At 41.5% G+C, this 23,732-nt stretch carries 27 protein-coding genes; 10 read left to right on the top strand and 17 right to left on the bottom strand.

Translation table 11 applies throughout. The features are described from left to right. Positions 1 to 388: 388 nt before the first annotated feature. The 7 genes from PHU20_RS16280 to PHU20_RS16250 form a co-directional block, all read right to left on the bottom strand. A complete protein-coding gene (locus tag PHU20_RS16280; RefSeq protein WP_274826465.1) occupies positions 389 to 766 on the bottom strand; it encodes a cupin domain-containing protein in 378 nt (125 codons plus the stop codon). Between the two features lie 259 nt (positions 767 to 1,025). Beyond that, a complete protein-coding gene (locus tag PHU20_RS16275; protein WP_274826464.1) occupies positions 1,026 to 1,439 on the bottom strand; it encodes a hypothetical protein in 414 nt (137 codons plus the stop codon). A gap of 313 nt (positions 1,440 to 1,752) precedes the next feature. After that, positions 1,753 to 2,175, bottom strand: coding sequence for an SRPBCC domain-containing protein (locus PHU20_RS16270; RefSeq protein WP_274826463.1), 423 nt, complete (start codon positions 2,173 to 2,175; stop codon positions 1,753 to 1,755). A 124-nt stretch (positions 2,176 to 2,299) separates the two neighbouring features. Next, positions 2,300 to 2,503: a hypothetical protein gene (locus tag PHU20_RS16265; protein ID WP_274826462.1), complete on the bottom strand. Its 204-nt coding sequence runs from the start codon at positions 2,501 to 2,503 to the stop codon at positions 2,300 to 2,302. Then, the gene (locus PHU20_RS16260) at positions 2,500 to 3,294 is read right to left on the bottom strand and encodes a cation efflux transmembrane domain-containing protein (RefSeq protein ID WP_274826461.1); all 795 of its coding nucleotides are present in this window, start codon (positions 3,292 to 3,294) and stop codon (positions 2,500 to 2,502) included. Before PHU20_RS16260 ends, PHU20_RS16265 begins: the two co-directional genes overlap by 4 nt. Before the next feature lie 504 nt (positions 3,295 to 3,798). Then, the gene (locus tag PHU20_RS16255) at positions 3,799 to 4,449 is read right to left on the bottom strand and encodes a peroxiredoxin-like family protein (RefSeq protein WP_274826460.1); all 651 of its coding nucleotides are present in this window, start codon (positions 4,447 to 4,449) and stop codon (positions 3,799 to 3,801) included. Positions 4,450 to 5,050: 601 nt separating this feature from the next. Beyond that, positions 5,051 to 5,431 (bottom strand): DoxX family protein, encoded by a 381-nt coding sequence (locus PHU20_RS16250; RefSeq protein WP_274826459.1) that lies wholly within the window; start codon positions 5,429 to 5,431, stop codon positions 5,051 to 5,053. Positions 5,432 to 5,544: 113 nt separating this feature from the next. Between PHU20_RS16250 and PHU20_RS16245 the strand changes: the two genes are divergently transcribed. Then, positions 5,545 to 5,919 (top strand): winged helix-turn-helix transcriptional regulator, encoded by a 375-nt coding sequence (locus tag PHU20_RS16245; protein ID WP_274826458.1) that lies wholly within the window; start codon positions 5,545 to 5,547, stop codon positions 5,917 to 5,919. Between the two features lie 218 nt (positions 5,920 to 6,137). Here PHU20_RS16245 and PHU20_RS16240 read toward each other — a convergent pair whose 3' ends face one another. After that, positions 6,138 to 6,701: a hypothetical protein gene (locus tag PHU20_RS16240; RefSeq protein WP_274826457.1), complete on the bottom strand. Its 564-nt coding sequence runs from the start codon at positions 6,699 to 6,701 to the stop codon at positions 6,138 to 6,140. A gap of 155 nt (positions 6,702 to 6,856) precedes the next feature. On the opposite strand from PHU20_RS16240, the gene PHU20_RS16235 reads away from it, so the two are divergent. Further along, positions 6,857 to 7,171 (top strand): hypothetical protein, encoded by a 315-nt coding sequence (locus tag PHU20_RS16235; RefSeq protein WP_274826456.1) that lies wholly within the window; start codon positions 6,857 to 6,859, stop codon positions 7,169 to 7,171. A gap of 134 nt (positions 7,172 to 7,305) precedes the next feature. On the opposite strand, the gene PHU20_RS16230 is transcribed toward PHU20_RS16235, so the two are convergent. Beyond that, a complete protein-coding gene (locus PHU20_RS16230; RefSeq protein ID WP_274826455.1) occupies positions 7,306 to 7,947 on the bottom strand; it encodes a hypothetical protein in 642 nt (213 codons plus the stop codon). Between the two features lie 183 nt (positions 7,948 to 8,130). Next, positions 8,131 to 9,555, bottom strand: coding sequence for an L-serine ammonia-lyase (locus tag PHU20_RS16225; protein WP_274826665.1), 1,425 nt, complete (start codon positions 9,553 to 9,555; stop codon positions 8,131 to 8,133). A 441-nt stretch (positions 9,556 to 9,996) separates the two neighbouring features. Here PHU20_RS16225 and dnaK point away from each other — a divergent pair, with 441 nt between their 5' ends. Continuing rightward, complete coding sequence (gene dnaK / locus PHU20_RS16220; RefSeq protein ID WP_274826454.1) at positions 9,997 to 11,907, top strand: molecular chaperone DnaK; 1,911 nt, start codon at positions 9,997 to 9,999, stop codon at positions 11,905 to 11,907. A 159-nt stretch (positions 11,908 to 12,066) separates the two neighbouring features. Here dnaK and PHU20_RS16215 read toward each other — a convergent pair whose 3' ends face one another. Continuing rightward, a complete protein-coding gene (locus PHU20_RS16215; protein WP_274826453.1) occupies positions 12,067 to 12,975 on the bottom strand; it encodes a metallophosphoesterase in 909 nt (302 codons plus the stop codon). Between the two features lie 200 nt (positions 12,976 to 13,175). Between PHU20_RS16215 and PHU20_RS16210 the strand changes: the two genes are divergently transcribed. After that, entirely contained in the window at positions 13,176 to 14,084 is a 909-nt protein-coding gene (locus tag PHU20_RS16210; RefSeq protein WP_274826452.1) for a hypothetical protein, read from the top strand. On the opposite strand, the gene PHU20_RS16205 is transcribed toward PHU20_RS16210, so the two are convergent. From PHU20_RS16205 to PHU20_RS16180, 6 genes are all read right to left on the bottom strand, one after another. Further along, positions 14,085 to 14,477 (bottom strand): VOC family protein, encoded by a 393-nt coding sequence (locus PHU20_RS16205; protein ID WP_274826451.1) that lies wholly within the window; start codon positions 14,475 to 14,477, stop codon positions 14,085 to 14,087. An 18-nt stretch (positions 14,478 to 14,495) separates the two neighbouring features. Then, the gene (locus tag PHU20_RS16200; RefSeq protein WP_274826450.1) at positions 14,496 to 15,047 is read right to left on the bottom strand and encodes a GNAT family N-acetyltransferase; all 552 of its coding nucleotides are present in this window, start codon (positions 15,045 to 15,047) and stop codon (positions 14,496 to 14,498) included. 82 nt (positions 15,048 to 15,129) lie between these two features. After that, on the bottom strand, positions 15,130 to 15,774 hold the full coding sequence (locus PHU20_RS16195) for an alpha/beta hydrolase (RefSeq protein ID WP_274826449.1): 645 nt from the start codon (positions 15,772 to 15,774) through the stop codon (positions 15,130 to 15,132). A gap of 108 nt (positions 15,775 to 15,882) precedes the next feature. After that, positions 15,883 to 16,407 carry a hypothetical protein gene (locus PHU20_RS16190; protein ID WP_274826448.1) on the bottom strand — a complete coding sequence of 175 codons (525 nt, stop codon included), beginning with the start codon at positions 16,405 to 16,407 and terminating at the stop codon, positions 15,883 to 15,885. Positions 16,408 to 16,532: 125 nt separating this feature from the next. Further along, positions 16,533 to 17,045 carry a hypothetical protein gene (locus PHU20_RS16185; protein ID WP_274826447.1) on the bottom strand — a complete coding sequence of 171 codons (513 nt, stop codon included), beginning with the start codon at positions 17,043 to 17,045 and terminating at the stop codon, positions 16,533 to 16,535. A 230-nt stretch (positions 17,046 to 17,275) separates the two neighbouring features. Beyond that, entirely contained in the window at positions 17,276 to 17,980 is a 705-nt protein-coding gene (locus PHU20_RS16180) for a Crp/Fnr family transcriptional regulator (RefSeq protein WP_274826446.1), read from the bottom strand. Between the two features lie 331 nt (positions 17,981 to 18,311). Between PHU20_RS16180 and PHU20_RS16175 the strand changes: the two genes are divergently transcribed. The 6 genes from PHU20_RS16175 (at position 18,312) to PHU20_RS16150 (ending at position 23,732) form a co-directional block, all read left to right on the top strand. Further along, positions 18,312 to 18,734 carry a PaaI family thioesterase gene (locus PHU20_RS16175; RefSeq protein WP_274826445.1) on the top strand — a complete coding sequence of 141 codons (423 nt, stop codon included), beginning with the start codon at positions 18,312 to 18,314 and terminating at the stop codon, positions 18,732 to 18,734. Position 18,735: 1 nt separating this feature from the next. Then, positions 18,736 to 19,842 carry a chorismate-binding protein gene (locus PHU20_RS16170; protein WP_274826444.1) on the top strand — a complete coding sequence of 369 codons (1,107 nt, stop codon included), beginning with the start codon at positions 18,736 to 18,738 and terminating at the stop codon, positions 19,840 to 19,842. 54 nt (positions 19,843 to 19,896) lie between these two features. Beyond that, positions 19,897 to 21,645 (top strand): 2-succinyl-5-enolpyruvyl-6-hydroxy-3-cyclohexene-1-carboxylic-acid synthase, encoded by a 1,749-nt coding sequence (gene menD, locus PHU20_RS16165; RefSeq protein WP_274826443.1) that lies wholly within the window; start codon positions 19,897 to 19,899, stop codon positions 21,643 to 21,645. Positions 21,646 to 21,682: 37 nt separating this feature from the next. Further along, positions 21,683 to 22,021, top strand: coding sequence for a DUF2853 family protein (locus PHU20_RS16160; protein ID WP_274826442.1), 339 nt, complete (start codon positions 21,683 to 21,685; stop codon positions 22,019 to 22,021). Between the two features lie 86 nt (positions 22,022 to 22,107). After that, complete coding sequence (locus PHU20_RS16155) at positions 22,108 to 22,944, top strand: CvfB family protein (protein WP_274826441.1); 837 nt, start codon at positions 22,108 to 22,110, stop codon at positions 22,942 to 22,944. A gap of 188 nt (positions 22,945 to 23,132) precedes the next feature. Next, the gene (locus PHU20_RS16150) at positions 23,133 to 23,732 is read left to right on the top strand and encodes an SPOR domain-containing protein (RefSeq protein ID WP_274826440.1); all 600 of its coding nucleotides are present in this window, start codon (positions 23,133 to 23,135) and stop codon (positions 23,730 to 23,732) included.

Here is a 23,732-nt window from a genome sequence, read left to right as displayed (position 1 = left end):
GCACGGGGCGCAATGTCGTTTCAAGGAAATGGCCCGTACCCAACGGTTCGTTGCCCCGGTTTATGGGATTAAGCAGTCTAACCCCTAGGGCCGTAACTGGCGAACAAGGTGATGCATTTGTTGTCACGTACAACCAAAGAAAAACCTGAACCCCGTTTAGAAACGAGTGAAGTTTAAGGGTTGCCCGTAAGATTCCCTTAAAAGTTCAGATCAACGGAGTGCCCCAAAAAAAAGATAACCGCTTATAAAGCGGTTATCGGGGTCTTTGTTTTGATCATGGTCGGCTATCCTAATAAAATACTCAAAGTATAATCGGTTTTACCCTGAGTGATTTTTGCCGGTTTAGACGAAATGAAGAAAACTGATTTTATTTCCCTTAGTGTTTTTCTTAGGCTTCTTTATCCCCAAAATAAGATACACCGCCACCACTCAAGAAATCTTCCCGTACAGGACTGAAGGTGTCTATTAGCATTCCCTCTTCCAAGCAAATCGCACTATGCAATAAATTAGGTTCGATATATACGCCATCCCCTGCTTCTATAATTTTCTTTTCGCCATCAATATCAAATTCAAATTTACCTGAAACACAATAGGTGGCTTGCGTATGAAAATGCTGATGTGGGGCACCCAAAGCTCCTTTATCAAATTTCACTTTCACCATCATGATTTGGTTATCGTAACCTAAGAACTTTCTTGATACGCCTCCACCAAGTTCTTCCCATTCCATTTCTTTTGTTATGATGTACTTTTCACTAAATCGTTGCATTTTTTTAATTTTAATTATTACTAGAACAAGATAACTTATTTCTAAATAATTAGAGAAGTTAAATTTATAAATTTCAAGAATTTATGGTTCGTTGTTCCGTTACACTTTTTTTATCATGGCCCAACAAGCCTGTGTAGGCTTAGTTGGGTAATCCAAGCAACAAATTTAGCAAAAACGGTCGATCCAGGGGAATATCCGATGGATTTTCGTAAGTAGGCATGCACCGGTTATTTATTTTTTACCTTGCCCTAAAACGTTTTTATTGCTCTCTAATGAAGATTATGGAATTATCCGTATCAAAGTCCGTTGGTCTGTTGTTCTCAAAATTCATCTCAAACTGCATGGTGTCATTATCGATGAATTCTGCAATGCAAAGTAATTTATGCTGTTCGCCACTTTCCAATTTGGTTACTATGAGATCCACTTGGATTGGGTGCGTTTCGCTATTTATTTCATAGGTCATTTTTCCTTTTTCACCATTCATTACAAATTCTTTTCCTCCAAATTTTCTGCCTTTTATTTCAAAGTAAGCATATCCATCTGGGTCAAAATTCAGATAACCAAGTTCATTTTTGTCCTCACCCACCCATTTCCCAATGAATTTGTCCCGATCATTTTCGGTGGTCATTGACAGGAGGGGGATCAGTAGAAGCAGGACTAATAATTTCCTCATAAGATTTGTTTCAAATGTTTACAACGTTCATGTACACGATTGAACAACGAATTTAAAAAAAAGGGACAAACAGGGGAAAAATCCGAAGGATTTATCGGGTAGGCTATATTATGCCATTTAGGATACACGTCTTAAGTTTAATGCTCGGTAAACGGTTATGCGGGTGTTATGTTTATTTCGTTATTGATCATTTCAATTAGCCGTGGTGATAGGCGTTTTGTGCTTTTGTATGCTGAGATCAAATAGTGCGGCATATGAATTGAAATATACAACCCGTTATTATTCTCATGACTTTAAAAGGGCACTGAAATCATTAATTATTTGCATAGCCCTGATCCCAAGTCTTATTGGGGTCATGGTTTCTCAGATCACATCGGAAATCGGCTACGGCTTTAAGGTTCATGAGTACGGAAACCCATCCTGCATTGACCTCGGGAAAGTCACTTTCAGAAACGCCTTCATTAATTAGTGTAAGCTCAGTCCCCCCGTTTATAGAGGACTCTAACTGAAATTTGACCAAGCTATCGAAATAGGACAAATGGAATTCTTTATTGGGAATTATTTTTATTGTTCTAGAATGGTAGGTACGACCATTGGGAAATACAAAATGAATTATAGTATCTTTTTCAGATGATTTTTCAGACCAAAATTTGGTTCTGCCTTCGGGGGTCGAGAGGAACTGGAAGACGGATTTTGTATTCGATTTCAATAGTAATTTCCAAGTGATGGTCTTCATGGTATATCGGGATTTCAAATGTACTGCAACGATCTTATCCAAGTGTCGGAAACGGGAAATGTAGGCGTATTTTTTGCCGGTGCACCTCATTTAGCCAAACGGGGCGAGTTGCCCATTAAGGTTCTTATTCCTTGTCTATTAATTCGATTAGGGAATTACCCAAGTCCTTCATTTCATTGAACAGCGAATTCATTCTGGAATGTTCAAAAACAGCCATCACAAAGCCATTTTTATGTTTTGAATTCTTTACAGAATTATTCCAATCCATGTTTCCTAAGCTGTTCGTACAACAGTACCTCCGAGTCATATCTATAATGGGCTTCTTCATTTACTTAATTTCAATATTCTGAATGCTCCTTGAATGACCAAAGCAAAGACGATTGTGCCGATAATCAAATCAGGTTTGCTCGAATTCAACCAATTCACCAATAGTCCTGCGATAATTACACCTAAATTGATTATCACATCATTCGAGGTAAAAATCATACTCGCTTTCATATGTGCCTCTTCTTTAGTCTTTGATTTTTGCAAGATGTAAAGACAAATTCCGTTTGCGATAAGTGCAAAAACCGAAACGATGATCATTGTCGAAAAATCAGGAAGTTTCCCGTCTCCGAAAAATCTCCTTAAAACTTCTACAAATCCAATAATCGCAAGTGTTATTTGAAAATAACCAGCAAGTTTGGCAATCCGTTTCTTCTTAATTATCGTTCCGCCGACCGCAAATAAGCTGATTCCGTACACAAAACTATCGGCTAGCATATCCAAACTGTCGGCCACCAATCCCATTGATTTGGATATGATTCCTGTCGTCATTTCGATAAGGAAAAAGGCAAAATTTATGGCAAGGACAGACCAAAGTAGTTTTTTCTGGTTCGCATTTTCCTTAAATTCCGTTTGGTCGGATTGTTCGGTCGAAATTTTCTTTCCGCCTAAATTCAGTTCGAGGACCGACTTTTCGATTTGGTCAATTTTTCCATTGTGGAAAACCGTCAGTTTTCGATTCGGAATGTCAAAGTCCAAATTGGCAATACTTGAAATTCCGTCCAATTTCATTCGGATTAAATTTTCCTCCGATGGACAGTCCATTTTGGTGATTTCAAATATTGTTTTGTTCATCCAGTTTCTCGGTTTATCGATAGTAACCACAACATTATGGCCCTTGTACCTGTTACACAAGTTAAGAAAAAAGTCTTTGTCGATCATTGCCGATTTGGACAAGGGTCATAACTATAGATGTGCAAGTCAAGAAGGACTATCAGGAAAAACCGTTCGCCCATTTCCGGTTGAACGAACATATACGCATGAACGATTTCCATGGGCGATTGAAAGGGGAGCTTTGGTCCCGCTACCGTCACTTTTTTTGAAAACCGGAACCTATAGGCTCCAAGGAGGTTTTTTGGTACGGCAAAAACCAGGGGTCAATTGGTCCCCTAAAAAACGAAACCGCCTAAAAAAGCGGTTTTGGAAGTCATTGATCCAATGATCATGGGATTGTGTGACGATTATCGGTGCTGTAGAATTAGTTTAGCAACCTTAACCGACCTTTGCCATCAATGAAGTTGTATTGGTTTTGAGGTAAACAAAGAATCAACTGGTAGAATTAAGGTAAGTTGTACTTTGTTAATATGGATTTTTCAAAGCTTCAATAATTTCATCAGGTTCTGAACGAATTCTATAGTCAACGTTAACATAGCTCCATCTAACTACGCCGTCCTGTCCTAATATAAACGTTGCCGGAATTGGTAATATATTACCGTTTCCATTATTGATTTTTTCTAAATCAAGTTTACGGTCTACTCGCATATGTTCTGCTAAAAACTCTGGCACTTCCCATGCAACACCGTATTGCCTAGCAACTTTTGCGTCTTGGTCAGACAATACAGTAAAGTCCATCGTACTAATTTCATCTTTTGTCAATGATCCATCCGGTACTTGTGGGCTAATGGCAACCAATGTAGCTCCCAAGGCATGGATCTCATCTAGTCTGGCTTGCAAAGCCCTGAGTTGTAAATTACAGTAAGGACACCAATTACCTCTATAAAAAGTAATGACAACAGGTCCTTTCTCCAATAAAGCAGCTAATGATATTGATTTGCCTTCAGGGTTGGGCAGCTCGAAATCAGGAGCTTTCTGTTCAATTTTGATTGCATTTTCCCCTTGTTGAAAGGCCTTTGCTTGTTTGATAATAGTATCCACACCATTCATAAACTCAGGATTAGCTTGTCGTCCGGATTCAATTTTAGCATCAGTTAGCGCTCTTAATTTTTTCATATAATAACATTGGTTATATTTCCATTCCTAGTTTAGGATTATTTCAACATACTCTTACAAATTCCTAGGCCTGATATTAATTACCTACAAGGTTAAGGCGATAATTTCGGACTGGAAAATTTGTTGGGATTTTTTAGTTCGGCATCGGGCCGAATCGAAAGTAATAAAATTTCTCTTTTGAAGAGGGTAGGACTGACTTATAGTTCTTGTACCTGATGCACAAGTTAGCGAAAAAAGTCTTTGTCGATCGCGAGGATCGTAACGATAGGTATGCAAGGTAAGAAGGACTATCAGGAAAAACCGTTCGCCCATTTCCAGTTGTGCGAACGTATACGCACGAACGATTTCCATAGGCGTTTGAAAGGGGGTAGTCAAGGCGCTTGGTCACTTTGTGAAAAACGGAACTTACAGGTCCTACGGATGTTTTTGGGTTCGGCAAAAACCAGGGGTAAATAGGTCTCCTAAAAAACAAAACCGCCTTTTAAGGCGGTTTTGGAAGTCATTGATCCAATGATCAAGGGGTTGAGTGACGATTACCGGAATTGGCAGTAGTGGTTTTCAACAGTAGTTTGGTAAACGCTTAATCTATATTAATTCAAGCCTATTCACTTTTTATAATCGGTAAATACTTATTCCAATTAGCCACAATTGCCCAAATGTTGATTCCTAGCAACACCAATACAATGCCAATAGTTGACATATCGTGAACGATATGATGAACAAATATTCCAACCATTACCGGTAGAATTACTATAGCACCCAGTGCTCTTGTTTTTGGGAATGCTATCAAAGCGCCTCCAATGATCTCAACAATTGCTACAAGGGGAAAAATCCATTTTATTGTCATAAACCCGCCCATTATTTGCATCATTTCTTCAGACATTTCGGGCATGGGCATATAGTTGAAGAATTTATTCAATCCTGAATTAATCATCATTAATCCGAATAAGATACATAAAGCTGTAAGAATCTTGTTTTTCATTTTTCGTTTGTTATTGTTGGTAATACGGCAAAAGTAATTATTTTTGATTACCATTAGTAATCAGTTACCTAAAGGTAATCAGTTACTTTTAGGTAATCATTAAATGTGTAGGGATGAAAAAAAAAGAACATAAAGAGTGTATGTCCGCTTTGTTACCCGTACGGGACACTTTGGATGTCATAGGTGGAAAATGGAAGCTTTTGATATTAATTTCAATTTGGGAAGGAAATAAGCACTTTAGGGAAATAGAACGAAGTATTCCTAAGTTAAGCACCAAAGTTTTGTCAAAGGAATTAAAAGATATGGAAGAAAATAAGTTGATTGTTAGAACTGTTATCAATGGTTTTCCCGTGCGAACGGAATATACACCTACAGAGCATTCCAAAACACTGGGAAAAGTTATTTTTGAATTGCATAATTGGGGTGTTAATCATCGAAAGAAAATAATTGGTGAAAAGTCCGAAACAACTAGCTCAATTCGTGTGTAAGGTTTATTCGGATAATATGGTAGCCTTTATTCAGGACGGGTCAAAATTGTTTACAACGGATTTGACTATGCGTAGTTACATGTTTTAACACAAAATTTTGCAAGTACACACGAAGCTTAAAATTCCAACGGAATTTTCAGGGTAGGCGAGTAGAAGCAAATGCTTATACTTATGGCTATCCTAAGTTTGTTTTTGATCAATTTATGTTAGTTATTTTTTCAATCGCCTTCGCTCAATGAAAAACTACCATCGCCATTAAAATCAGTTAGATTTATGGTAACAGACCAAGTTCCAACCGTTCCAGAGGAAGTAACACCTGAAAAGCTATCAGGTTCTATATTTCCATTTAGCGACCTATCCAAGACAACAGTTCCGTCAGCATCTCTAACTATCATTTGGAAAATGCTGCCTGCCGATGCTGTTATGTCCGCATTGTAATCCGCTGTTGCTAATCCGTTTTGATATTCAAACGTTTGGGAAGTACTTCCGCCATTTCCAGTAAAATCGCCACCAATGTCGCCATTCGGTCCTTCATTTATTGTTACATCGGCGAACACGTCATTGTCATCATCGTTATCGCACCCGACCATTAAGGCCAAGGCTGTAAATATTGTCAGTAATATTAATCTCGGCTTAGGATTTTTCATGATTCTTGGGGATTTCGGGTTTGTTGTTTCTAATTTATTATTGAACGTAAATGGTTGGTTTTTATTACCGCCAACGTTCCAGCTTTGATTAGTTCGGGAGATAGAGCGGTAACCTTCGAACCTGCATTCAGCCAAAACTTTCTATTTTGTTTTAACCTTTTTTTTCTGTCCAAAGCTAAATCCATAAGTTTTTGACGACATTACAAAAATACACAGACCTAACGAATAAGGCAGAAGTCCGTATTGATTATTGGCTATGTGCCTGATGAACAAGGTAGTGAAAAAAGTCTTTGTCGGTCGGAAGGATTGTAACTATAGGTATCCAAAGCAAGAAGGACTATCAGGATAAACCGAACGGACCAGCACTATCCAAAACCTATTTTGAAACGCCGGCACCGTTCATGGGGCTAAGGAAAATAAACACGAACGGGCAGGAGCAGGCGAACAAGGCGATGGCTTACAACCTGAAGATGTACCTGAAATTCATCGAAAAACGGGGTAAAAGCGGGGCAGGAATCCTTGCCATAACGGCATTTGTGGAAAACATCTTCGAATACTTATCCGGGGCCTTTTCAAAGCAAGGGAAATTAGCTTCCCATTTTTAACTTGACACTGAAAATACCCTTAAAGCGGCTTATATGAAGTAGTTTTTTCCGGATTAAAGGCTTGTGCATCGGTTACCAATGTTATGCGTACGAGGTATTCTTTATACATCCATTGATTATCTTTAAATGTACCATCAGATGTCAGTGGATTTTTTCATTTTTCCTTTATGAGGACGACCTAAAACTTCTGTTAGTAATATCCACTGAATTATGGTCGCTCCAACGGCAATTTTTACATACCAATTAAATCCCTCACCTAACCTAAAGAATAGAAATGCAACCGGAAATAATAAAAGAGCCATAACCAAAGGTTTCCAATTGATCTTCGACCAATTATAACACGGAATTAAATATTTTCCATTTGTTTCTTGTACCACTAATGCAACAGTTAATATCAAAAACAAAATAAATGGTACTAAGAGCCATATCATTGAAATATTGACTCCCCAGGTATCGAAGGAAACTTGTGTGCTAGACTGGAAGCTACCATAAGCAACAGCTCCGGTAATCAATAAGTTCCAGCTAATTATCATTATGTGATAAATAGACCTGAATTTGCCACGACCTTCAAGATAAAAGACCAATAGCGCAAATAAAACGATTAGGGGTGGCAGCCAATAGTCTCCTGTTAATCCTTCTCCGCCAAAATTGAAAATACCCCAACCGGATATTTCAGGCTTTAGCAACATTCTCATTGTCGTAGTCCAAAAAAAAGTTGTAGTTAATACATTCCAAATTAAGACTGGTGCCCTAAGGGGAGGATTAATCATATTCATTTCATTTCTCTATTCATGGCACATAACAATTGAATATACGTACCAGGTTATGTATATATCTTTTTTATGTTTACTAGCTAAAATTCCTTTAAAAAACCAAAAAAACCAAGTAATTCCGTAGAAAAGGACGATGTAAGTCGTTGCAAATGAGCACAAACGGTTATAAAAGAGTAGATAAAAAAATCAACAATCACTTAGATATACCCCAACGGCCAGTCCACCTTCCGAGGTTTCCTTGTATTTGGTGTTCATGTCCTTGGCCGTTTCCCACATGGTCTGTACCACCTTGTCCAAAGGTACTTTGGCTTCCAAGGGGTCCGATCCCAAAGCCAGTTCCGCGGCATTGATCGCTTTTATGGCCCCCATCGAATTGCGTTCGATACAGGGTATCTGTACCAAGCCGCCAATGGGATCGCAAGTGAGGCCCAAATGGTGTTCCATGGCAATTTCAGCAGCCATAAGCACTTGTTCGGGACTGCCTCCCAATAACTCGGTCAAAGCCCCTGCCGCCATGGCCGAAGACACCCCGATCTCTGCCTGGCAACCACCCATGGCAGCCGATATCGTGGCTCCCTTTTTAAAGATGCTGCCGATTTCGCCAGCCACCAATAAAAACTTTTTAATGGCCTCAAATCCGGCATCGTGGTTTTCGATGACCAGGTAGTACATCAATACGGCAGGGATAACCCCGGCACTCCCATTGGTAGGGGCCGTGACCACCCGCCCTAAAGAGGCATTCACCTCATTGACGGCCAAGGCAAAGCAACTGACCCATTTCAGGATCTGTCGAAATTTAACCTCGGTCTGCCGAATGGTCTGTAACCATTCTTTGGGATCGGCATAGGGGAGGTCGCCCTTTAGGTTTTGGTGCATGCCAAATGCACGACGACGCACTTGAAGTCCACCCGGGAGAATGCCCTCCGTATGGCATCCGATATACATACATTCGAGCATGGTGTCCCAAATACGATGCAGTTCATGATCGATCTCGGCATCGGTACGTAGGGATCTTTCATTGGTGAGTACGATTTCTGAAATCGGTTTTTTTTCGCGTTTGCAATAACCCAAGAGCTGTTGCCCGTTGGTAACGGGTAAGGGAAAGGTTTTAAAGGTCGCTATATTCCGTTTGGCATTCTTTCGTTCTTCAACCACGACAAACCCCCCACCAATGGAATAGTAGGTCTGCGACTTTTTTTTACCGTCGGTCAGCACGGCCGTGAATTTTAACCCGTTGGCATGAAAGGGAAGGAATTTCCGATTGAAAATGATATCGGACACCGGATCGAAAGGAAGGTTTTTTTCCCCATTGAGGTTCAGGTGTTTGGTTTCCTTTGTATGTTGTACGATGGTATGTATATCCGCTAGGGGCACATACTCGGGGTCGGCACCGGAGAGTCCCAATATAACGGCATAATCGGTGGCATGGCCTTTCCCGGTCAGGGACAGCGAGCCATACATATGTACCTGTATGCTTGCCACCTGGGCAAAATAGCCTTTGGCCTTGAGTCTGGCGATCCAGCGCTCAGCAGCCCGCCAAGGCCCCAAGGTGTGGGAGCTCGACGGACCGATGCCGATTTTCAACATATCGAAAATGCTGATACATTCCATTTTTACATCCGATAGTACATCCGTTTGCTCCATAATGGTAAAGATAAAATTATTGTTGGATGAAAGGGGGTATTTTATTTTTCTTACCATTGAATTTCTACCATGGTGCCCCTAAAGGCCGTACCGTGAAAAATCTTGCCGAAAGGGCAGTTTTAAGGGCTTGCCATAGGTATGGCGGATTAAGAGGTGTACATTAAGCACCTATGGTTGCCCCAATGGCCTTTGTGCCAACTTTTTCGTTAAAAGGAGTCCGTTTGTCTTCCATCCGAAGCAGAAAACCTTAACCCCAAAAAACTTCCGAATACCCTATGAATAGAGTGTTCTTCCGGCATTATGACAATTTGTGGGATGACATCATGTCAGTAAACCGGCGATTGGCATATTGTTTGTCATTTCCATAACGACGTAAAAAAATAAGCACTAATATTTAAAACATAAATAATGAGCAAGATTATAGGTATTGACTTGGGTACGACCAACTCCTGCGTTTCCGTAATGGAAGGTAACGAGCCTGTTGTAATTCCCAATGCAGAAGGAAAACGAACAACCCCATCGGTCATCGCATTCGTTGAGGGTGGTGAGATCAAAGTAGGGGATCCTGCAAAAAGACAGGCGGTGACCAATCCGCACAAAACGGTTTACTCCATTAAACGTTTTATGGGTAACAAATTCTCCGAATCAAAAAAAGAAGCGGATCGTGTACCTTATAAAGTGGTAAAAGGCGATAACGATACCCCAAGGGTAGATATAGACGGTCGTTTATATACACCACAAGAACTTTCGGCTATGGTACTTCAGAAAATGAAGAAGACGGCTGAAGATTATTTGGGACAGGATGTAAGTCGTGCGGTAATTACCGTTCCTGCATATTTTAACGATGCGCAAAGACAAGCCACAAAAGAGGCCGGTGAGATTGCCGGACTTAAAGTGGAGCGTATCATCAACGAACCTACCGCGGCTTCTTTGGCCTATGGTATGGATAAAAAGGATACCGACCAGAAAATCGTTGTTTTTGACTTTGGTGGGGGTACCCATGACGTTTCAATCCTTGAATTGGGAGACGGGGTATTCGAAGTATTGTCTACCGATGGGGATACCCATTTAGGGGGTGACGATGTGGATCAAAAAGTCATCGATTGGTTGGCCGAAGAGTTCAAGAAAGACGAAAGCATGGACCTTCGTGAAGATGCCATGGCATTGCAACGTTTGAGGGAAGCTGCCGAAAAAGCAAAAATAGAATTGTCTTCTTCCGCACAGACCGAGATCAACCTGCCCTACGTAACGGCAACGGCTACAGGACCTAAGCATTTGGTACGTACCTTGACCAGATCTAAATTCGAACAATTGATCGCAGACTTGGTAAAAAGGACCATTGAGCCTTGTGAGTCCGCGTTGAAGTCTGCCGGACTTTCAAAAAGTGATATTGATGAGATCATCCTTGTAGGGGGATCAACCCGTATCCCTGCAGTACAGGAGGCGGTTGAGAAGTTCTTTGGCAAGAAACCATCAAAAGGGGTCAACCCTGATGAAGTGGTTGCCGTAGGTGCTGCCATTCAAGGTGGTGTTTTGACCGGTGATGTCAAAGATGTATTGTTATTGGATGTTACCCCACTTTCTTTGGGTATCGAGACCATGGGTAGTGTAATGACAAAATTGATCGAGGCCAATACCACGATCCCTACCAAGAAATCCCAGGTATTCTCTACAGCGGCCGATAACCAGCCATCGGTAGAGATCCATGTGTTGCAAGGGGAAAGACCCATGGCAGCGGACAACAAGACCATAGGACGTTTCCATTTAGACGGAATTCCACCTGCACCAAGGGGTACGCCTCAAATCGAAGTGACCTTTGATATCGATGCCAATGGTATCATCAAGGTTTCCGCTACCGATAAGGCGACCAATAAGTCACAGGATATTCGTATCGAAGCTTCCTCAGGGTTGACCGAAGAGGAAATCAAAAAGATGAAAGCCGAAGCGGAAGCCAATGCCGAATCCGATAAAAAAGCCAAGGAAACCGCGGATAAATTGAATGAGGCCGATGGAATGATCTTCCAGACCGAAAAACAATTGTCCGAGTTCGGTGATAAGCTTTCCGATGATAAGAAAAAGCCTATCCAAGATGCTTTGGAAGAATTGAAGAAAGCGTATGAAAGCAAGGATTTGGCGGTTATTACGCCAGCTTTGGATAAAATCAATGAAGCTTGGAAAGTAGCTTCTGAGGAAATGTACAAAGCCCAAGCGGAAGCACAACAAGCCGGAGCTTCACCAAATGGTGAGGATACTGCCGGAGCTACTGGCGCCGATGAAGGCGATCACGTCGAAGACGTTGATTTCGAAGAAGTCAAGTAGCCAGTCTGGGCCCAGTCGAAGGGAAGCCTTCGAAGTGGTGAAGATGGTAACATGTGAATAGTAAAACACCCCGACGGAAACGTCGGGGTGTTTTTTTATGTCCTTTTAGGATCGGAAACGGGATCTATGCAGGGTACAAGGCGCTAAACGCATACCGATCTACCTTATTTTAAGGCCCCTGTCGGGTTCCCTGCCATATCCACTCACGAGGATCGAATCGTTATGAAAGGCCACACGGGCATAGGAGGTACTGTCGGGAGTGTCCAACATCCCCTTGAAATTGAGATAGTGCACCCCGTTTTTTTGTACATAACTGCCATCGTGGTGATGCCCATTGAAATAAAACTTGACACATTCGTATTTGTCGATAAGGGTCAAAACCTGTTCGTAATTCCAGAGCGTAAGGTCATTGGTTTCCCCCAAAACGGGATAATGGCAATAAAAACCAACACGTTCTTTATTTTCAGTGGCTAGTTTCAATTCATTTTCGACCCATTGCAATTGATCTTTGCCCAAACCACCGTTCCAAGGTTTCAGATTGGGTAATTCCCGATCCGACAATAACGCATAAAGGGAGTCGGTCTGTTGTTTTTTATCGGCTGTCAAAGCGCCATGTACACTAAGGTCGTTTCCGTCGAGAACAATGAACCTCCATTTGTTTTTCACGATGCTGTAATAACGATCTTTAAGACCCATTTTTTCAAAAACCATGGGTTTAAGCGAATCGGCAACACTAAAGTCATGATTGCCCAACACATGGAATTTATCCATGTGCAAACCGCCCCAAATGGGGATCAGGGTATCAAAACTATTAAAATTCCTATCGATGAAATCGCCCAAATGTATGGTGTAATCCAATTTATGGGTGTTGAGTTCGGTAACGGCTTCTTTTAAACGTGCCGGTGCCTTCCTGTAAAAACGTACATCGGTGGGGTCGCAATCGCAATATTGGCAGTCGGCAATGACCCCGATCTCAAAATCAGGGTATTGCATTACCGTTTTTTTTTCGGGACGGCACCCCATGACCATCATCAATAAAAGGGGAACAAAGGCTGTGGAAATTTTCATGGTACTGGGTTTTTTCATGTTCGTAAGCATATATGACCCCAAAGATAGAAGACAATCGGTTTGAAACTATAGCGAAGGTTGATGAAATTATCACACTTAACGCAATATTAATGGTACGGAATTTGTTTTCTTGTTGCGGTATTATAAATTACTTTTGGTATATGGTAAAAAATTACACGTCAATTTTTTTACGGAAAGTAATGGTTCTGGTCCTTTTGGTCTTTGCCAAGGTGGGACATGGGCAGGAAATCAGGATTTTCACCATAGCGGATTTTGATCTAAAAGGTCCGGTGAAGTCCTGCTTGGTAAGTACTTCCTATGGCAAGGAGGCCTATGATTTTGATATGGAGGGTAAACTGACCAAATCGGTCACCCGTTATAACGATGCCGATTATGATGTAACGTATTACAAGTATAGGGGAGGGGATCTTATTGAAAGACGCTTTGAGAATTATAGGAACAACACTTTTGAGCGCAGTACATCCTATGCGAATTTTTATACGATCGATACGGTTCCCTTTCGTAAGGTCACCGAAAAAATAATCTCTTACGACAAGGAGTTTTTAGACCGCTATGAGTATATCTATGATGCGGATACGGTATTGGTGAAAATCATAAGGACGAACAACGACGGTAATGACGAGACGTTGATCGAACATGCCGAATATAAAGGGGAGCAGACGCAGGTATATGCTTTGAACGGGACCGTTATTAAATCCATTAGAAAATCGGAAAAGGTAGGAAAGGACAAGAAAAAGCTGCATGTGGTGTTGACCAAAAAGTTTTTGGAGGGGAATCCGCAGACCGCTTTGGAAGAGGTATTTGATGAACAAGGGAAACTGCGCTCCGAGACCCATTTTGCAATCGATCCCAAAAAAGACCAATTTGTACCTAAGGAGGTAACCACCTTTGAATATGATGAAAAGGGATTGCTGCTGAAATCGGTGACCAAAAAAGGGAAGTCGGTCGCGGTTAAGGAATACATTTACCAATTTGACCAAGGTGAGGACGGCAATTGGGTCAAAAAGATCATTACTCCTGAAAATGCCTATACGACCCGTAAAATAAAGTATTACGAGGTGGAAATTTCCGAAAAGAAGGAAGAGTGATCAAGGTTTAGGAGCCATAAGGTCCCAAAGATTGCCATAAAGATCCTTGAATACCGCCACGGTTCCATAAGCTTCTTTCCTGGGGGCCTCCATAAAAATGACCCCCGCTGCGACCATGGCTTTATAGTCCCTCCAAAAATCATCGGTATGTAGAAAGAGAAATACGCGTCCCCCGGTTTGGTTGCCGATACACCGTATTTCTTCTTTGTTCGTGGCTTTTGCCAAAAGCAATGCGGTACCTTCCGGATCGGGAGGCCCTATCAATACCCATCGTTTATCGGCATCCAAAGGCACATCCTCCAAAACATGGAAACCTAATTTTTGGGTATAAAAAGCAATGGCCTCATCATAATCTTTGACCATCAAGGTAACTTTAGCTATTTTCCGTTCCATACGTTCCCTATTTCGAATTTACTTGATCCACGCTTCTTTTAAAATGCCATAGCAGCAGGTATTCCGTTTAAATCCATCCAAGAGGTAAACGTTTTTGCGTAATACCCCTTCGAGGACCCCGCCCAATTTTTCCACGGCCTTTCTAGAACGTATATTGCGTTCATCGATACGGAATTCGATTTTTTCAAAGTCCATCGTCCCAAACGCATGGGATAGCATCAAGGCTTTCATTTGGGTGTTGAGTCCCGTACCGTGGAATTCCCTTCCGATCCACGTAGATCCAATTTGCAATACCTTGTTTTTCCAATCGATGTTCATAAATCGGGTACAACCCGCATACGTCCGGTTTTTCTTGTCGAAAACGATAAATGGAATTCCGGTATTTCCGTTTTTCTGCTCCAAAGCGGTTTCAACATACACTTTTAATACTGCCGGGGTCTCGATATCGGAAGGGGAATAACGTATCAACTTGTCTTGGGAGGCAATGGGAATAAGGTGTTTATGATTTTCCAAAGTCAAGGGTTCAAGTCGTACACGTTCATTTTCCAAGGTAATTGAAAACTTGTTCATTTTCGGATTTTATTTATTAAGATATGGTGTAACTTATTGTAATGGGATGTTTTATGAACATAACAACAGCGATGGGGTTCGGTTATAGAAATTGGTGCAGCAATTCTTTTTTTAGTGCATGGGTACCCTTGAATACGATTTGTTTCGCCTTTTCCCTAAAAAGCCAATCGATTTTTCGGGATTCTTTTTCAAGCCGTTCTGGGTTGATGTATTCATCCCGATCTCCGACAAGGGTACTCACTTGGGTAAGGTGTAGATCCAAAAAATCAAAATCCTCGGGTTTCAGTTCCTTGGGTAGTCCGCCGGCATATAAAATAAGACGATGGCATTTCAGCTGACGGTGTACGACCCATCGTGTGGCTATGGATACCCCTTGGGAATATCCGAATACGATCACCTTACAATGGGAAGGGATTTTTTCGGTGGCCAATACGGCATCAAGATAGGCCATTACATTGGCAGTTTCATTTTCGGTTTGCTCCTTGGTGAGCCAACTGGCACCTACATGGCGGTATTGATCGTTCAAATAGTATTTGGAAGGTGCCTGTGGTGCTATGATGTAATTTTCATTTGCAGGCAGGTCCTTGAAATAGCTTAGGAAAAATTTGCTCAAATGACCGAGGCCATGAAAAACCCACCAAACATTCCTGGTGTTTTCGCTTAGGGTATTGAGGGTGGCATAGGAATTGGTTGCCCGGTATTCGACCTGGTTTTCGATCACTTTCATTTCTTAAAGATAAAACAATACCCAAGACATAAAAAAAGTGCAAGAAAAACAACTTGCACTTTTTGGTATTGCGATTGATCTATTTATCGGAAATACTTACATCCTAAATTAGATTATATTCCCATCCATATCAATTTTGATATTCAGTTTTTTACCATCTTTCCGAAGGTGTAACTTACATATTTTCGTCACCCCGCTATCTTCGAAATAAGTAACGATATAAGCGTCCCTATGAATTGTCCATCCGGGATATTCCTGATAGATCTTATTCCTTAGTTCAAAGGGCAGTGTAATATTATTGAACCTTTCGTATGAATTCAAAATCCGCCCATTTTTGTCGTAAGTGGCGATTATGGTACCGTTCTCGTGGGAGAACGTAATTTCATAATCCTCGATCTCGTAATCATAGATTCCGGATTTGGTAATGTCGTAACGGGCGGCTTTGTTTTCCAGCTCCGTGACATGATCGGGCATTGATTCTTCCTGGACCATGCTTAGGTAGGAAATATTCAACGGACTTACCGTAACCCCTTCCAAGGTAACCTCATTGGCGGTATCGGTATAAACGGATTGTTGTGAGTAGCCCAGTGAGACCAGGCTCAGCGCGATTAGATTGATGAACAGCTTTTTCATGATGATTATGGTTTTATGATTAATGAATACTTAGTGATAAACGCCCCACCTTGATCGTATTGGAACGAACAATGGATTGGGGGCGTTTTTTGATTGATGAATTGCAATGATCTGTTGGCAACAGTTTAAAGAATGTCGTCTAGATCCAATTTTATGTTTTTCTTTTCCCCGTCCTTGATGAGCTGTACCCTACATGTACGTGTGACTCCCTGGTCACCGAAATAGTTGACCAAATACACGTCTTTTTTGATGGCCCATCCGGGATGTTCCTTCCATATTGCATTGCGTACGGCCGAGGGTAGCGTAATATTATTGAATCTTTCGAAAGAAGAGATGATTTTCCCTTCCTTATCATAGGTTGCGACGATTTTACCGTTGTCTTGGGAAAATATGACCTCATAGGCCTCAAAATAGGATTTGTATTGATCCGATTTGGTGATGTCGAAACGTGCGGCCTTATTTTCCAATTGATATACCGAAGGTGGCATTTCCTCAACCTTGACCGTCCTTAGATAAGGGGCGTTCAAGGAAGAAACGGTAACTTCATCCAAGGCAACTTCCTTGGCTTCCAAATTAAATTGTGAATAACCCAGTGAGACCAGGCTCAGTGCGATTAGATTGATGAACAGCTTTTTCATGATGATTGTTTTTAAAGATTGATGAAACATTTTTAAAATGCCGAATGTATTCAGGCATGAAACAAATAAAGGGGGGAAGTTTTGGTCGATCAATGTCCTAAGCATCGATCATTTTGCGATTACTTAAAATTAAGATACTTTATAAGAAATGATTGCTACCTAGGTATCATATTAAGAATAATTCCAGATAATTAGGATAAAATTAACAACCCCAAGTAGTTCGCGAATGGCTAGTTGTTGTTACCGAACTTTGACAGCAATGCGGGAAGATCCGTGACAATGATCTCCTTTCTACCCAGACAGATAATACCCTCTTCTTTGAAGTTTTGCAAATGCCTGTTCAGGACCGCCCTGGTCGTCCCGATCATGGCTGCCAATTCTTCATGGGTAAGATCATTGATCACTTCGAGTTCATGTGAATTTAAGTTCAGGTAATTATAAATGAGATGGGCCAATCGGGTCGGGGCATCCTTGAATACCATATCCGACACGTATTTTTGCAGATGGCACATCTTATCGATGACATATACCAAGAAGTTTTGATTGAATTCGGGATGGTCCGCAATCCATTGTTTCATATCCGCTAGGGGAATACAAAGCAATTCCGTCTTATCTAAGGTTTCATAATACACTTCGTGCCGTGCGCAGTCGATCAATGAAAAAATGTCGAAGACATCATTGGTTTTCAACATGAACAGGGTCAAATTGCGATCTTTTTCCATGTCGAAATTATAGACCTTGATCCTTCCGGAAATTATGATATAGAATTTATAACAGGTTTCTTGGGTATCCAGGATACATGATTTTTTGGCCCAAGTCTTTCCCGTCGCAATTTTTAGAAGGGCCGTAAGGGAGCTGTAGGGCAGATCCTTGAATAATGCATTCCCATTCAATACCTCGATGTAATATCGGTACTTTTCCAAACCTATATTCATGATCAAAAACAGTTTTAGATTGATGACTCAAAAATTTCAGCGTTGACATATGTACGGACTTTTACAATACGGAATATCCTTTATAGGAAGAACCGGAATTTTTTGTAAAAACTCGTATTACAACAGGTGAGGGGGCGATGAATTTGGTTTTGAAAATACAAAATTTATTATGGATAATAGAAAAGGCCAATTTATTTTAACAAAGTATAGGGCTTGATTTTCAATGGATTGGTTTTGTTGAAGGGCAATAAAATTACGCTAACGCTGATAGAAAACAGGACTGCGGAGGACTCTTGTTGTCGGAATGCTTAATTTTACAAAAAATATTTCGATGGACGAATACAGGGATAAAATCTTAAAGGTTTGCAATGCGTCATCCAAAAACACCTTGATGCAAACGTTGGATATAGAATATGTAGAGATCGGGGAAAATTTTTTGGTGGGCAAAATGCCCGTAACCCCAAAGGTACATCAACCCGATGGTGTGCTTCACGGTGGGGCCATGGTTGCTTTGGCCGAAAGTGTTGGGAGTATGGCATCGTATATTTTTATGGATGCCCAGAAGTACTTTGTACGGGGCATCGAGATTTCGGCCAACCATGTCAAAAGTATCAAGTCAGGTGAAGTATTCGCAAAAGCCATCATCTTGCACAAGGGGCGCACCACCCAACTTTGGGATATCAAGATAACCGATGCCGAAGGGCAATTGATATCGATCTGCAAATTAACTACGATAGCCATACCCAAAGAATAAAATGTTGCAAGAAGTTTTGAAACGGGTAGAAGGACAGCTGTCACAAGGCTTGCCTTTTGTGATCTATCGAAAACCGAATGACAAGGAAGTAAAAGCCATTCTGCAAAAGGATGATACGGTGTACCATACCCATGATTTTAGTGAGCAGGGTTTTGTCATTGCCCCTTTTCAAGGGGACCATCCCCCTATACTGTTGCCCTTGCATGAACAATTGACCGCCCATAGTTCACAGGAAAAGACCTCTTTGGGAAGGGCATTGGATATCGATGGGGGGAGTGCACAAGAAAAAGAGGGACATTTACGTTTGGTGAAGCAAGGTATACGGGAAATTGCAAATGGAAAGTTCGATAAGGTGGTTCTTTCCAGGAAACTGGAGGTAAGGTGTACCAAACCTCCTTTGCAAATATTGATGCGATTATTGGCTACTTACGAATCGGCCTTCTGTTATTTGTGGTACCATCCCAAGGTCGGAATGTGGATGGGAGCTACCCCGGAGATTTTGCTTCGAACCTCCAACCAAAGCCTAACGACCATGTCATTGGCCGGTACACAGACCGTAGTTGAAGACGAACGACCCATTTGGGGCCATAAGGAATTGGAAGAACAACAAATGGTTACCGACTATATACGGGAAACCCTTCAGGGGAAGGTGTCCCATTTAAAGCAATCGGAAGTGGCGTCTATCCGGGCGGGGAATCTATGGCACTTGCGCACGAAAATTACCGCAGGGTACAATAAGAACCTTTCCGAAATCATTCAGGCCCTTCATCCCACTCCGGCAGTTTGCGGAATGCCTTTGGAACCGGCGCGGGATTTCATTCTGGAAAACGAAAATTATAAACGGGAATTCTATACGGGTTTCTTGGGTGAACTGAATTTGAAACAGGAAATTCACCGGACCAAAAGTGAAAGGAACCAAGAGAATAAATCGTATCGGGCGATCAAAACAACATCGGAACTGTTTGTGAATCTACGCTGTATGAAATTTTCGGATACCAAGGCCACATTATATGTGGGAGGTGGGATCACCAAGGTTTCCGACCCTGCCAAAGAGTGGCAAGAAACCGTTGCGAAAAGTAAGACCATGCTTCAGGTAATTACCGATTGAGAGTATTTAAATGAACGTTGGGTTTAGTGCTACGGACGTTGTATTTTTGCGCCAATGAAGTATTCGAGTATACCGTTGGCCCAAACCGTGGTCATGCATTGTAAGGCCAAAGAAATACGGGATATCGTTATATCCCCGGGCTCTAGAAACGCCCCTTTGACCATAGGATTTACAGAGGATCCCTATTTTAATTGTTTTAGTATCGTCGATGAACGTAGTGCGGCTTTTTTTGCCTTGGGCATGGCACAGCAGCTAAAGCGGCCCGTTGCCGTGCTCTGTACCTCGGGCAGTGCCTTACTCAATTATTATCCGGCCGTGGCCGAAGCTTTCTATAGTACCATTCCCATTGTGGTCCTATCTGCGGACCGACCTTTTTATAAGATTGATGTGGGGGATGGGCAAACCATACGCCAAGATCATGTCTTTCACCGGCATATCGGGTATTCGGCCCATCTAAAACAAGATGTGTCCCACGCCACGGGGAAAGTCAGGAAATATGCGCCCCACTATATAGATAAAGATGTCGAAGGGCTTCAAAATGAGATACAGGCATTCAATGATAAGGAGTTAGAGAAGGCTATTGCCTTGGCCTATGGACAGCGATTGCCCGTACATATCAACGTGCCTATGGAGGAGCCTTTGTACGACAAAGTTGCACACCCCTTTGTACATCCCCCATTGTCCAAAAAAGAGGAATCGGTAGCGACTTTAGATTCTTTGGATGGCTTTTTACAACAATGGAATGCAGCCAAGCGAAAAATGGTGCTTGTAGGGGTTAACGGTCCGAACTCCATCGAAGGGGATTTCTTGGATGGTTTGGGCAATGACCCATCGGTCATCGTTTTGACCGAGACGACATCGAACCTGCACCATCCCCGTTTTTTTCCGAGTATAGATAGTATTATCGCACCAATCGAAAAATCCGGTCAAAGGGAGGAACTATTCAAGGCCCTGCAACCCGATATCCTCCTTACGTTCGGGGGCTTGATCGTTTCCAAGAAAATAAAGGCGTTTTTGCGTAAGTATAAACCCGGGCAACATTGGCATATCGACCCGCTTAGGGCAAATGATACTTTTTTCGCTTTGAACCATCATTTTAAGGAACCCGCCAATGATTTTCTTAAACGTTTTCTGCCCAAGGTAAATCTTGTCGAGAGTGGTTATTTTGAGTTTTGGAACCAAAAAAAATCGAATTATGGATTCAAAAGGGCGGAATACCTTCAAAGTATCCCGTTTTCCGATTTTAAGGCGTTCAAGTATATTTTTGACCGTATTCCGGATGGGGTACAATTGCAGATGGCGAACAGTTCTACCATCCGTTATGCCCAATTGTTCGATATAAAGCCAACCGTGGAGGTCTTTTGCAATCGAGGTACCAGTGGTATAGATGGGAGTGTTTCCACAGCGGTAGGAGCGGCCATGGCCAACGGTAAGCCAACGGTATTGATTACAGGGGACCTGAGTTTTTTCTATGACAGCAATGGGTTGTGGAACAACTACCTTAGATCCGATTTCAGGATCATCCTGATCAACAATGAAGGGGGGGGGATTTTCAGGATCCTACCCGGACAGGAAGAATCCGAAACCTATGCTACCTATTTTGAGACCGCACATCATTTGAATGCCGAACATTTATGCAAGATGTACGGTTTGGAATATTGCGCTGTCGATGAGGAAAATACGCTGCGAAATGCACTTGACGGGTTCTTTGAAAATGCCGTCGGACCCAAGCTTATAGAGGTCAAAACCCCGAGATTATTGAACAATAAAATTTTGTTGGAATATTTTGATTTCATATCTTAGGGTATTATTAATCATATTCTATAAGACACTAACTATTATGAGTAAAAGAGACGATTTGATTGAGAAGTATGCCGAAGATATTAAGGATAAATTCGGTGAACCTGCGGACATGGACCTTTTGACCAAAGTAACGATTGGATTGGGTCCTTCCATTTACAATATAGATGCCTCTAAAGTTTCGGGTTCGGATGAAAAGGAATTGGAAACCGTAAAGAAAAACTATTTGATGAAGAAATTGGGAATGAGCGATAGCCCCAAATTGATGGAAGGTATCAAAACGGTGATGGAAAAGTATGGTTCCTCCAACAGGAACAAACATAGGGCCGTAGTGTATTATATGCTTTGTAAGCATTTCGGCAAACAATCGGTCTATTAGTAGAGGCTGATAAATAAAACAGATCAAACCGCTCTTTTTAAGGGCGGTTTTTTTATGTCCACGCTTTTAAACCTTATTTTTGCACTATGATAACATTGGGAACATACAATACACTTGAGATCCTGCGGGATACGAGTGTAGGGCTTTTTTTAGGGGATGGTGAAGGGAATGATATTCTATTGCCCAATAAGTACGTTCCCGAAAACTATGAAATCGGGGAGGAATTAACGGTCTTTTGTTATTTGGACCATTCGGAAAGACCGGTCGCCACTTCTTTGGAACCCGATATTTTAGTGAATGAGTTTCAATTGCTAAAGGTCGTTGAGGTAAATGAATTTGGAGCCTTTATGGATTGGGGCCTCGAAAAACACCTGTTGGTGCCCTTTAGGGAGCAACGCGACAAAATGCAGGAAGGTCATTGGTATGTGGTTTATTGTTACCTGGATCAACAGAGTAACCGTTTGGTAGGCTCCAACAAAATTGATCGGTTTTTGAGCAATGATACCTTATCGGTCAAAGAAGATGACGTCGTCGATTTGTTGGTATCGAGAAAAACCGAATTGGGCTATGAGGTCATCATCAACAATCTTCATAAGGGATTGGTCTATAATAATGAAATATTCAAGTCCATATCCATCGGTGACAACACCAAAGGGGTGATCAAGAAAATACGTCCCGATCATAAAATAGATGTTTCCTTGCAGCCTTTGGGCGAAAAGATATTGGAACCGGCTGCGAACAAGATCTATGAACAGCTTATGGCGCATGGCGGATTTTTGGGATTGCACGACAAGTCCGATCCCGAGTTGATCAAAGAAGAGCTGCAGATGAGTAAGAAGGTATTCAAAAAAGGGATCGGCACACTATACAAGGCCCGAAAGATAGAGATCAAGAATGACGGCATATATGCCATCGGTTCGTAATCTTATCGATAGTGACGTCCCTATTGGTTTAAAAGTATGGCTGTCAGTTCGCTATCAAAAAAAACGCCTAAAATATTGTTGGAACCATCAAAAATCATAACTTTATGGACTTCGGGGTCCATTAAGTTAAATTGATTGATTTTTTTGGTTACCTTTAATCGATAAAGCTTTTAAAAACATCTTAATACATGCCATTTATAGAAGAAAGCGATTTATTGGAATTGCATAAGGATATAGACAAGGCGCAAATCATAAACGAACGTCTTCTAGATCAAATTAAACTTAAGAGCAAAGAGGTAAAAAGGAGTAAGATCCAACGAAATATATTTGCGGCCATCACCGGTCTTTTTTTGGTGGGTACGTTTGGGATCACCACCTACACGGCGGGATTGAGTTCTTCGAATAGTCTGGAGAACAGGAACAACCTTTTGGTTTCCATAGATAGTCTTGAAGCCCATAAAGCCCGTATTGATAATCTAAGACGTCAAAATGAGGAATTGAGCTTGGTAAAGGAATTTTATCTGGCCAAAAGTTTTTTGGACAAGGAAAAGATTTATTCGGTTCAGATAAAATCATTTGTGGATAACAATGTCACCTTGGCTTCGGAAGCACTGACCAATACGCTTTTTGTAAAGACCAATCCATTTTATTCCTACTCCTTGGGGACTTTCGAAACCTTGCAAGAGGCCCAAAAGTTTCGGAAACAATTGGTCGAATTAGGATTTAATGATGCATTTGTCGCTTCCTACAAGGAAGGGAAACGATTACAAATAGAAGACCCTTACTAG

It is taken from the genome of Maribacter polysaccharolyticus, assembly GCF_028882255.1.
Taxonomy (GTDB): Bacteria; Bacteroidota; Bacteroidia; order Flavobacteriales; family Flavobacteriaceae; genus Maribacter_A; species Maribacter_A polysaccharolyticus.
This window is presented reverse-complemented; position numbering and strand designations above follow the sequence as displayed.